We start from the raw sequence: 11,674 nt of genomic DNA on the forward strand, positions 1-11,674 counted from the left end.
TCATATCGGTAAAGCCTAAAATTAAGCAAAATGCCATTATTGAACGAAATATTAACATAGTTTGTACCCTCTCTCTACCGATATTAAACAACTTTTCTCTAAAATATTAAGAATGCTGTTTAAATATTAAATACAAATATTTGCTACCTTACTGCTATAAACCAATCACGTTTTTATGCGCCTTAAACATTTTAGAGTTTTGCTGACCGTGGCCATGTTAACAGCTTGTGCGCAGGCCTTAGCACAAGTTAAATACAACAATTTAGCCTTCAAAATTGATTCGCTGAGTAATGTGGGCTTACCTAAATCGGCACTTAAAGAAGTTGATAGGCTTGACCAATTAGCCCGTAAGGAGAATAATGCGGCACAAATAGTTAAGGCGACGATCTACCGGCTCACCTTCCAAACTTATATCGAAGATGATGCGCTGGTATCCGTAATTACTACACTTCAGAACGATATCAACAGGTCCGGTTATCCGGTAAAGCCTGTCCTTCAGTCCTTGTTGGCCAATATGTACTGGCAATATGATCAAGACAAACGATATGAGATCAGCGAACGCAGCAAAATTGCGCAACCGGGTATCGATTTCCGAACCTGGGATTTATCAACCATTATATCGGCAACTACTTCACTTTATCAACAATCGTTAGCCGATGCAGAAAAGGAGCAGGCTACCCCAATTGATGTTTTAAACGGGGTATTATCAGGTAATAAAAAGAACCGGTTTTTAAGGCCCACGCTGTACGATTTGTTATTGCACCGCGCGCTTGGTTATTTTTTGGCCGAAGAACCTGCCATTACCAAACCCCGCCTATCATTTTCGCTGGATGATAAGCGGTTTTTTAGTGATGGCAAAACGTTTGCGGCGCTTAATGTAGCAACTACGGATTCTGCATCTACACTATACCGGGGAATCAAATACTTGCAACAGGCAAGCGCTTTTCATTTACAGCAACACAACGGCGAAGCGCTTGCCGATCTCAACCTGATCAGGTTCAGCTTTTTATACCATAATGTAAAACTAAAGAATACTGATAGCCTGTATTTAGCTGGTTTAGGCGGCATTGCTGCCGATAGCTCGGCAAAATCTATCAGGGCCGATGCCCTTGTTGAATTGGCCTCCTATTTTAGTGAAAAAGATAGTTTAGCCAAGGCCATAGCCTATCTGCAAGGTGCCGTTACACAATATCCCGGAAGCTTTGGTGCAAAAAATGCAGCGTCGGCTATAAAGGATATTTTGCACAAAGAAATTGATGGTATGATGGAAGATATCAATGTGCCGGATAAACCTATCCTGGCGCTATTGGGTTATCGCAATATTGATAAAGCCACATACCAGGTTTACCAGCTTACTGATGCTCAACAAGCCTGTTTACAAAAACTGGGAAACTATGACGCGGAAATTACGTCCAATAAAGCTTCGCTCAAATACCTCAAATCAATTGTACCCTTACAAACCGGATTGCTCAATCTGCCTGGTTCTGCGGATTACCGGAAGCATCACGCCGAATTTAAAATTGCACCGTTAAAACCGGGCACTTATCTGCTACTGGTAAAACCATCTGACAAAAACGATAGCCTGGCTCAATTAACTGATTTTTCAGTAAGTGGGCTGGCTTGCATCAGGCGTTCGGTGCCTGGTAAACGCGAAGAAATCAGGGTGATTGACCGCGAAACCGGCGAACCTTTTAAAGGGGTAGAGGTTACATTGAACAGAAACGATACCGGTAAAAAAAATAAAAAAGCCACCATAAAGGGCGTGACAGATGCTGAGGGTAAATTTGTATCCACTTCGCAGTTTTCAGATTTTAATATCATCCTTAAAACCAGCGGTGATAAGCTCGTAATTAATGATCAATACACCTCCTATAGTAATGATACCGCTACCGATTCGGCTGATAAAAAAGCAACGAAGACGCTGATATTTACCGACAGGCAATTATACCGCCCCGGGCAAACCGTATACCTTAAAGCCCTGCAAATAGAAAAAGCTAATGGTAAAAGCAGCGTGGTGCCCAATCAGGAATTAGCATTGATATTCCGGGATCAAAATTTAAAGCAATTGAGAGTAATCAAGCTCAAAACCAATGAGTTTGGATCGGTTGCATCATCCTTTGTTATTCCGCAAAATATTCAGAATGGTAATTTATTGATCTCCGGCCCTAATGGCGAAGCAGGTATTTCGGTTGAAGAGTATAAGCGCCCCACTTTTAAGATTGATTTTGCCCCGGTTACCAAGAATTACAGATTGAATGATAGTGTAACTATTAAGGGTAATGTAAGCGCTTTTTCAGGTTATGGCCTGGCCGGCGCTCGTGTAGCCTATCACATTAGCAGGACAGCAACAAGCAGAAAGGTGTATTCTTTCCAAACAGGAAGGAAATACATTGGTAATAATGAACGCATAACCGAAATAGCAACCGATACCCTTACAACTGATGGGCATGGCGGCTTCAGTATCAAATTTGGCGCGTCAGAAGTTAATCCGCTCGATCAGCAGGAAACAGATGTTTACACGATCAATGTTGATGTAACCGATATGAATAACGAAACCCAATCATCATCAACCATTATCAGCTTATCAGCTAATCCGCTAAAATTAACTGCCGAAATACCGGAAACACTATTGGCCGGTAAGCGCTTAAAAACTATAGTTAGCCTTAGTAATCTTAATAATGAGCCTCAAAATGGAAACCTGTCTATACAGATAACGGCTTTAAAAAGCCCGGGAGTGTTTAAAGAACGTAAGTGGCTAAAGCCCGATCAGTTTTTGATGAGCCAATCCGACTTTAAAAGTAGCTTTCCCTTTTTTGCCTATGGCGACGAGGATGAGGACGGCCATTTAGAAGCCGTAAAAAAAATTATAGAAACAGCCATTACTTTAAAAGAGGGAAGTGCAGGGATAGATTTAGGCGAACTGCTTCCTTCGGCTTCGGGGATGTACCGTATTTTACTGACCGCAAAAACAGCGCATGGCGATACGGTATCTTCTACCAAATATGTAAATTATATAAATGGTAAGGCACCAGCGCAAAAAAGGGATAACTGGATAGTTCCGGTAAATACAGAGCTTGCGCCCGGGGGCTCGGCGGAGTTTTTAATCGGTATCAACAAAAGCGGTACCTTTTTGCTCGAAACCTACAGTGGTGCAAAGCTTTTATCGTCGAGGTGGCTGCCGCTGGATGCCGATATGCAAAAACGGGTGACTATACCTGTACCGCCCCACGTGAAAAATAGTTTTGATGTGCAGTTTATCATGATCAACAGTAGCCGGGTATATAAGCTACAGCAACGCATCATCATTAGGGATACCGTAAAAGGATTAAGGGTTAAGTTTTTAACTTTCAGGAATAAATTACAGCCAGGCCAAAAGGAACAATGGAAGCTGCAGGTGAGCGGTGCTAACGAAAGGCAATCTGCCGAAATGTTGGCCGGTATGTACGATGCTTCGCTGGATAACATTGTACCGGCCCGAAGATGGGATTTAGACCTGTTTGATCAACCCGTTGTGCCTTTGTATTTTGGATGGGACAATGGTGAAATTTCGAAAATGGTATCTACCGGCGCAGAGGACGATGATCGCAGTTATCCGGATAAAAAGGAGCGTGGCTATGAACAGCTTGATATGCATGATTTTGATTATTACGGCGATTATAACAGCGCCTTTCGAAATTATCCCCTTCAAACTGCGGGAAGAACAAAACACCTGGCAAGCGACCGGGCCTTAGCTGATCTTTACACAAAAAATGCCGCACTTGTAAAAAATGGGTTCGATGTTGTTGGCCGGGTTGTAAGTTCTGCTGGCGGGTTGTTTGACAAGATAGGCATCAGGATAGATCATACTAAAATTAGCACTGCAACCAATTGGTTTGGGTATTTTAGAATAAAAGTTCCGTACCATGCCAAATTGATATTCAGCTTTAAAGGGCTCGTAATTGGTGAAGCGATGGCTGTGCAGGGGATAAAGCCGATTATAGTGTTGCCGCGTCAATTGCATGGGCCGCCATCGGCTACAACACGCGAGCTTATGTTTGCCAACCCAGGCCAAAAAGAGCAAAAGGGCGATCCGAATAGTCAGATCAGAATAGATGAACCCACAGGCAGCGCGGATATCATAGAGGTGCAAGAAGATAGCGTTAGTCCAAGGAAAGCAATAGTGAGATTTCCACCCCCTGTTATAAAGCCCGATAACGAAATAGCTGATCATTACAACGGCTACAAAGCTTTTCACTCATTGCGGGAAGATGTTAAGCCTATACCCATTCGGAAAAGTTTTGCTGAAACGGCGTTCTTTGATCCACAACTGCATATCGACGAAAAAGGGCAGGTGGTGATAAATTTTACGATGCCCGAGTCGCTCACGCAATGGAAGTTCAGGGCCTTTGCACATACCAAAGATGTAAAAACCGGTTACCTGGAACGGGAGGTAATTACTCAAAAGGAAATTATGATCAGCGCCAATACGCCACGTTTTTTGCGTGAAGGCGATACGGTTACCCTTACGGCAAAGGCGGTTAATTTAACAACCGCGAATTTAAAAGCACGGGTTAAGCTGCAATTATTTAACGCGCTCAATATGCAGCCGGTTAACTTACTGGCAGATCCCAAAACGGCAGAACAGGAAATTAGTATTACCAGCGAGGCAAGCGGTACCGTGCTTTTCAAGCTGGTTGTTGCCCCTGGGCTTAACGCCCTTACTTACCGCTTAACCGCGGTGGCCGGCAATCATAGCGATGGTGAAGAAAATACGCTGCCCGTATTACCCAACAGTACGCTGGTTACCGAGAGCATGCCGGTAATGTTGCGGCCCGGCAAAACCCAAACCTTCAGCTTTGATAAATTGTTGAACCCAAACAGTACTACGCTCCAAAATAAAACCTTAACGTTCGAGTTCACACAATACCCGGTTTGGAGCGCCATACAATCATTACCCTACCTGATGGAGTTTCCGTACGAATGTTCGGAGCAGGTGTTTAGCCGTTATTATGCCAACAGTTTTGCCACCGCTATTGTAAGCCGTTACCCGCAGGTAAAACAGGTTTTTGAGCAATGGAAAAATGCCGGTAGTGAGGCGCTGTTATCCAACCTGGAAACTAATCCGGGGTTAAAATCTGCTTTGTTGGAAGAAACCCCCTGGTTACGCGACGCTGCCAGCCAAACAGAGCAAAAAAAACGCATTGCATTATTATTCGACCTGAAAAAGACGGGCGACGAACAGGAGCAAAACCTGCTTAAACTATTTAAAAAACAATTGCCAAATGGTGGCTTCCCCTGGTTTGCGGGCCAGTACGCCGATAGGTATATTACCCAACATATTCTGGCAGGCATAGGGCAGCTAATGGCTTTAAATATTGCCCCAAAAGATAATGTGATATTAGATAAGATGAGTAATAGCGCATTGGCTTACCTGGACAAACAACTGAATGACGATGAGCTGGACGCAAGAAAAATAAATAAAAGATATTTTGAAAGGCCTGTCAACTCCTTAGAGATACACGCCTGGTACGCGCGCAGTTATTTTAAACAGGCGAAACAAGATGCCGATATTGAAGCTACCCGCGCTGATTATTTAACCAGGGCGGCAAAGCAGTGGTACTCGCACCCCGTGTATGAGCAGGGCATGATAGCGCTTACCCTGTTTCGTTATCATATTAAGGAAACAACGGCAGCTATCGTTAAATCACTCTTGGAAAGAGCGCGCCAATCGGACGAATTAGGCATGTATTGGGCCGAAAACCGGGCTGGCTATTACTGGAACCAGTCGCCTGTTGAAATGCAGGCGCTAATGATAGAATTGTTTACCGAAACCGCAAGTAACCCTAAAGCCGTCGAAGAGATGAAGATCTGGCTGCTTCGTAATAAACAAACCAATAATTGGGGTACCACTAAGGCAACAACTGCCGCTTGTTACGCCTTATTATCAAAAACCGAGGTTTTGCCGGTAAGTACCCCGGCTGCAACTATAACTATTGATGGTCGGCCTCTATCGCTGTTAAAACCGGATATAACAGAGCAGGCAGGTTCGGGCTATATTAAAACCAGTTGGGTTGATGGGCAAATTAAGCCCTCGTTGGGTAAAATAACGATAGCAAATCATAGTAAAACCATCAATTGGGGAGCTATGTATTGGCAGTATACTGAAAAACCGGATAAAATAACATCGTCGAATACCAGCGTGCAACTAAAACGCGAATATTTTATATTGAAACATACCGATGCCGGAGATTTGCTGACTGCAGTTGATGCGCAACATCACCCTAAAACCGGCGACCTTATCAAGGTGGTGATCTATATGGCGGCCGACAGGGATTTTGATTATATCCATTTAAAAGATATGCGCCCGTCGGGTACGGAGCCCGCCGATGCGTTATCCAGCTTTAAATACCAGGACGGTTTATACTATTACCAGGAAGTAAAAGATGCAGCGATCAACTTTTTTTTCGATCATCTTAAAAAAGGTAACTACGTTTTTGAATACAGCCTCCGTGCTGTTCAGCCCGGTAATTATGCCACTGGTATCACTACCCTGCAAAGTATGTACGCACCAGAGTTTGGCGCTCATAGCAATGGGGCGCGGATGGTGATTGAACGGTAGGGCTTGGAAAATGCCTCCAGTCTATAAATGTTACTGTTTATCTTAGATTTAAAAAGTGGGAGTAATCAATTTCTCCCACTTTTTTAGATACTACATTAGTGCCATCTCATCAAAACACAATCTCCCTCTGCACATTAATCTGATTTAAAAAATACTCGTCGTGGCAAACAACCAGGAGTGTACCCTGGTATTGATTGATGGCTGAAGTTAGGATTTCGATGTTTTGAATATCCAGGTTGTTGGTAGGCTCATCTAACACCATCATGTCGGGTGCCTGGTTGCTGATGGTTAGGCAGCAAAGTATCAAACGCATTTTTTCTCCGCCGCTCAAAGCACTACAGGGCTTGTCCCACTGCGATTTGGAAAATAAAAAGCGGTTTAGGCGGATTTTGATGTCATGTTCTTGCAGGGCATTATTGTTAAACTGTTGGGCTTGTTGATAAACGGTGAGCTGGTTATCAATTATGGAGTAATCCTGGTCGATATAAATCGCTTTAGCGGTGGCCCGCTCTATGCTTCCGTGGCCTGGGGTGAGTTTCCCCAACAGCATTTTGATTAAGGTTGTTTTACCGCAGCCGTTTGGTCCCTTAATTGCAATACGCTCGCCGCTGGTAATCTGTAAATTCAGGCTCTGGCTCCAAAGCAGCCGGTCGTGATAGCTAAAATTAACTTCCCGGGCGGTAACCAGCACTTTGCCTTTATGAAGTGTCGAATTATTGAGATCCATCTTCATTTTACCCATATCAGGCAAGGCCGTCCGTAGCTCACCCAGATCCCGTGCAATAGTGCCCACTTTTTCGGCATGAGCGTTTGTTATACGCGACGTACTTTTTTCTGCCTTGTTTCTCAAGGTATTCATTACGATGGTGGGGACGCCGGCCTTTTCCTGCTTCTTTTTTCCGCGGGCATCCAGTTTTTGCTGCCGTTCCAATGTTTCCCTTGCCGTTTCTTTGGCTTTGCGCAGGGCTTTTTCTTTGTTTCTCAGATCCTGGCTTAAGGCATCGCTTTCAATGGCTTTTTGTTCTTTGTAAAAATCATAGTTGCCGCCATAAACGGTGATGCCGCTTTTACTCAGTTCAAAAACAGTATCGAGCAGGTTTAATAAGGTTCTGTCATGGCTAACCACTACCAAAGTATGAGTGGCTGATTTGATATAGCGGTAAAGAATATCCCGGCTAACTTGATCCAGGTGATTACTCGGCTCGTCCAGCAAAACTATTTGGGGCTGGTGTATGCTGATTCCTGCCAAAAAAACCTTTGTTTTTTGTCCGCCGCTAAGGGTCTCCATTTTTTTTGATAGGTCTGGTAGATCAAGCTCCCAGTTGGCAAATGCTTCCCGGCAGCGTTCTTCAATTGCCCAGTCGTCGTTAATTAAGGCGATGTTATCATCGCTTACATGGCCGTCTAAAATTTCATACAGGGCCCTTAGCTTATGCTCAATGCCAAGAGCTTGCGCAATAGTATAAGTATTGTACTGGCCAAAAAGCTGAGGCACATAGTAAGGGCTGGAACCGGCTTTAATTAATCCGTTTGCAGCAATTAAATTCCCGGATAAAATTTTCAGGAGGGTGGATTTTCCGGCCCCGTTATTGCCAATCAAAGCAACTTTATCTTGTTTATTGATGGCGAGATTGATATGCTCAAACAATAAATCTCTGTTGGGATGTACGTAGGTAATATCTTGAAGGATAAGCATTAATTTCTTTCTTTAAATAGTGAATAATTGCAAAAACCTGTTATAAAGGCATTTGCTTATTTTTTCTGAAAGAAATTATTTTTCACATAGAGCGGTGTCTTTGAGTATCGATACAAAAATAATAAAAAAAACCTGCAGCCAAAAAAGGTATAGCCAGGTTAAAGAGAATGATCGATTTATTAAACTACTTTAATTTTATTCTGGCTTGTGGGGTCGTCCTTTGTATTAATTAAACTCAATCAAAATGATAATATCAGTTGAAGAAATGATTAAGCAGTATGTAGCCGCCTGGAACGGGAAGGGCTTGGACGAATTTAGGGCTGAATTTGCCAAGTGCTGGGCTATTGATGCCACTTACACCGACCCCAATTTTGCGCTGGTAAAAGGTGTGGATGGGATTGCCGAACTTGCCCAGGGTTCCTTACGAAAAATTCCGGTCCGCACATTCAATGTGCTGGCCCTGCCCGATTACCACCACAACGTTGGCCGCTACACCTGGAACGTTGTTTTGCCTGAAGAAACCAAAGAAGGCTTTGATTACTTTGAGTTTAACGACGAAAACAAGATTACCCGACTGGTGAGCTTCTTTGGCCCCTTAAAATAGGCGGCACAAGTTTAATACCGGCTTGAGATAAATTGGAGCCGGCGCCCGATAAATGAGCTTGTACATTTTTATCTTTACCAAAAACATAAAATGTACGAGCTCATTCTGACCAATTTTGCAATGCACATCAACCTTGATACGGCGGAAACGGAGCTTATCAAAGCTGAATTGCAGCATAAAGCAGTGAAAAAGAATTCGATATTGCTACATGCAGGGGCGATATGCCGGAACGTTTATTTTGTAAACAAAGGATGCCTGCGTGTTTTTAATACTGACAAAGAGGGCGAAGAGCACAATGTTCTGTTCTGCCCGGAAAACTGGTGGGCTGTAGATATTGCCAGTTTTTCAGAACAAACCCCAGCCTTTTATACCATAGGGGCCCTGGAGGATACCGAAGTGTTTTATTTAAGTTACCATGTGTTGGAGAAACTTTATACGGAGGTACCTAAGTTGGAACGCTTTTTCCGGATCCTGGTGCAGAATGGATTCTACCTTTACCAGCGGCGTACTACATTGAACCTTTCAAAAACGGCCAAAGAACGGTATGAGCTATTTGAGAAACAATATCCCAAATTAGAACAAAGAATAGCGCAGAAGCACATTGCCTCCTATTTAGGTATTACACCTGTATTTTTAAGCATCATCCGTAAAACATAAATCCCAATACGAAGGGCGCGTACTACCTGCTTAACTAAGAGACGAATGGAACTTGATATGAGAATTTAAGATCAATCTGTTTCACGTTCCATATAATGGCTAACCAATAAAAACAAGGTCAATGATGAATATAAGTTTTAAGGAAATATTGAGCAGGTTAAATATCCCCGGCGAGGTATATGAGCGATATAACGAACCCCACCGCTTTTACCACACTACAGATCACTTAAATGATTTGTTACAGCAGATTGTGAAGCGCAACCTGCAGCACGAGGATGCTTTATTGTGGGCGGTTGTATACCACGATGCAATTTATGATCCTAAATCAGCAACCAACGAAGAGGATTCTGCCGCTTTATTCAATTGCCATTTTAACGGAAGTACTGGATTAAGAGCGGAGATTACAAGCATAATAAACGAGACCAAAACACATCAGCCGACTACGGCGCTTTCGGCGGTTTTTAGCGAAATGGATCTGAATATATTGAGGCAACCACTCGACCGTTTGCTTGAATACGAACACCAGATATTTAAAGAATTTCAGTTCGCCGATTTTCTGGCTTACCAGGCTGGCCGCTTAAAGGTGTTGCAGCAATTAAGCCAACAGGTAGATAACCCGGCCCTTGTTCACCTGATGGATTATGTACGTGTCAGGCAGCCGCGCATTGCTGTATATCCCGGTAGTTTTGATCCTTTTCAGCAAGAGCACCATGATGTGTTACAAAAAGCTGAACAAATTTTCGATAAGGTTATTATTGCCCGGGATATGAATGCGGTAAAGCCTGGGGAGATGTTTGATTTACCCATCATACTGCGTTTTCGGCAGATTGAAACTTACAAGGGATTGCTCAGCCATTTTATTGAAGGATTAGGGTATCCGGTAACAGTAATAGGGGATTAACAGGAATATTGGCTAAGGCAACTTAAAATATGAACAGAATAAAGATCCGTGGAAAGATGCCGGGGACGAGAGTTATGATACAAGGTACAGCTTCATTACGAAGTGAGAGAGGGTTTTGGTGTTAATTATAGGTTAAATAATTATAACTAAATAAATCAACGCATATTTCGCATTAAAATTCCATTAAATTTGACTTGTGATCAATTGGAAAATGGGGCATAGAGTTCTGCAATTTTTATATGGTTTAGCTGTAATGTTGCTTATATCCTCACCGGTTATCGGGCCGCATGCATTTTCACCGCCACGGCGTACACATCATTTTTCAGTTCAAAATGGACATGCCTGTCATCAGTCACATATCGATCATGAAACTTTCAAGCACCACTGGGACATTATAAAAAACAAACAACTTTCGCGCCCACCACTTCCAACCAAAGTACGGATATTGCCAGTTGTTCAACTGGCGTTTATTTTTTCGTTTTTAGTACTAAGCGTAAAAAGTGTTCGCTCGCAAATAGGGTACGCAATTAAAGAAAGCGAACCATTACCTGTATATCTTAAATACATTTTACATCGGGCAATCCTCGTCTGATTTTTTCCTTCTCCTGGCTTTAGCCATCAACACTCTTAGTTGTCAATTTATTCATCATCGGCTGCCATTGATATTGATGGGCCGGTAACTTATTGTTATTATGAATTTTGGAGAAGATCTGAGCTTGCAGGTTATGCTTGTTCATAAAGCTTATCATCAGTTTTTATTAAAATCATTTCAGGATATCGATGTATATCAACACTTGCAGATCATTGTTTTTATCAACCGGATTGGCGGCAGTTGCACTCAAAAACAAATTTGCGAAGGCCTGCAGATAGAAAAATCATACCTGGTTAAAATTATTGATGCACTGGTGCAAAAGGGTTACATCTTAAAAAGAGTTAGCCATAAAGACAGGCGCAGCAACCAGATCAACCTAACAGCCCGGGCTACAGAAATTGCCGATAGTTTTACCAACCAGATGGAGAAATTTACAGAAGCAATGGGCGAGCACCTCACCTGGCAGGAGCGGCATAATTGTGTTAGGGCATTGAAACTGGTAAGCGAAAACTTTAACCATATAAAGAACCAGGGCTTTGATTAATACGCATAAATATTACCAATAGTTCAATCAGTCAACTATTGGTAATGCTGGTTTAAGGAACATATATTGGTATCATAACCCG

At 42.8% G+C, this 11,674-nt stretch carries 6 protein-coding genes; 5 read left to right on the forward strand and 1 reads right to left on the reverse strand.

Features of this window, described 5'->3' with window-relative positions:
- Positions 1-175 precede the first annotated feature (175 nt).
- A complete protein-coding gene (locus tag MUCPA_RS36225; RefSeq protein ID WP_008508469.1) occupies positions 176-6,598 on the forward strand; it encodes an alpha-2-macroglobulin family protein in 6,423 nt (2,140 codons plus the stop codon).
- 109 nt (positions 6,599-6,707) lie between these two features.
- On the opposite strand, the gene abc-f is transcribed toward MUCPA_RS36225, so the two are convergent.
- On the reverse strand, positions 6,708-8,294 hold the full coding sequence (abc-f, locus tag MUCPA_RS18560; RefSeq protein ID WP_008508472.1) for a ribosomal protection-like ABC-F family protein: 1,587 nt from the start codon (positions 8,292-8,294) through the stop codon (positions 6,708-6,710).
- Between the two features lie 244 nt (positions 8,295-8,538).
- Here abc-f and MUCPA_RS18565 point away from each other — a divergent pair, with 244 nt between their 5' ends.
- The 4 genes from MUCPA_RS18565 (at position 8,539) to MUCPA_RS18580 (ending at position 11,592) form a co-directional block, all read left to right on the forward strand.
- Positions 8,539-8,898, forward strand: coding sequence for a nuclear transport factor 2 family protein (locus tag MUCPA_RS18565; RefSeq protein ID WP_008508474.1), 360 nt, complete (start codon positions 8,539-8,541; stop codon positions 8,896-8,898).
- A 90-nt stretch (positions 8,899-8,988) separates the two neighbouring features.
- Entirely contained in the window at positions 8,989-9,555 is a 567-nt protein-coding gene (locus MUCPA_RS18570; RefSeq protein ID WP_008508477.1) for a Crp/Fnr family transcriptional regulator, read from the forward strand.
- 121 nt (positions 9,556-9,676) lie between these two features.
- Positions 9,677-10,456, forward strand: coding sequence for a cytidyltransferase-related domain protein (locus MUCPA_RS36230; RefSeq protein WP_008508479.1), 780 nt, complete (start codon positions 9,677-9,679; stop codon positions 10,454-10,456).
- Positions 10,457-11,148: 692 nt separating this feature from the next.
- Complete coding sequence (locus tag MUCPA_RS18580; RefSeq protein WP_008508481.1) at positions 11,149-11,592, forward strand: MarR family winged helix-turn-helix transcriptional regulator; 444 nt, start codon at positions 11,149-11,151, stop codon at positions 11,590-11,592.
- The last annotated feature ends 82 nt before the right edge of the window (positions 11,593-11,674 follow it).

Origin of the sequence: Mucilaginibacter paludis DSM 18603 (assembly GCF_000166195.2) — a bacterium.
GTDB classification, from domain to species: Bacteria; Bacteroidota; Bacteroidia; order Sphingobacteriales; family Sphingobacteriaceae; genus Mucilaginibacter; species Mucilaginibacter paludis.

Excerpts from the sequence above, each read along its gene's own strand:
- MUCPA_RS18570 (WP_008508477.1), top strand. The coding sequence starts at position 8,989 with ATGTACGAGCTCATTCTGACCAATTTTGCAATGCACATCAACCTTGAT.
- MUCPA_RS18580 (WP_008508481.1), top strand. The coding sequence starts at position 11,149 with ATGAATTTTGGAGAAGATCTGAGCTTGCAGGTTATGCTTGTTCATAAA.
- MUCPA_RS36230 (WP_008508479.1), top strand. The coding sequence starts at position 9,677 with ATGATGAATATAAGTTTTAAGGAAATATTGAGCAGGTTAAATATCCCC.
- abc-f (WP_008508472.1), bottom strand. The coding sequence starts at position 8,294 with ATGCTTATCCTTCAAGATATTACCTACGTACATCCCAACAGAGATTTA.
- MUCPA_RS18565 (WP_008508474.1), top strand. The coding sequence starts at position 8,539 with ATGATAATATCAGTTGAAGAAATGATTAAGCAGTATGTAGCCGCCTGG.
- MUCPA_RS36225 (WP_008508469.1), top strand. The coding sequence starts at position 176 with ATGCGCCTTAAACATTTTAGAGTTTTGCTGACCGTGGCCATGTTAACA.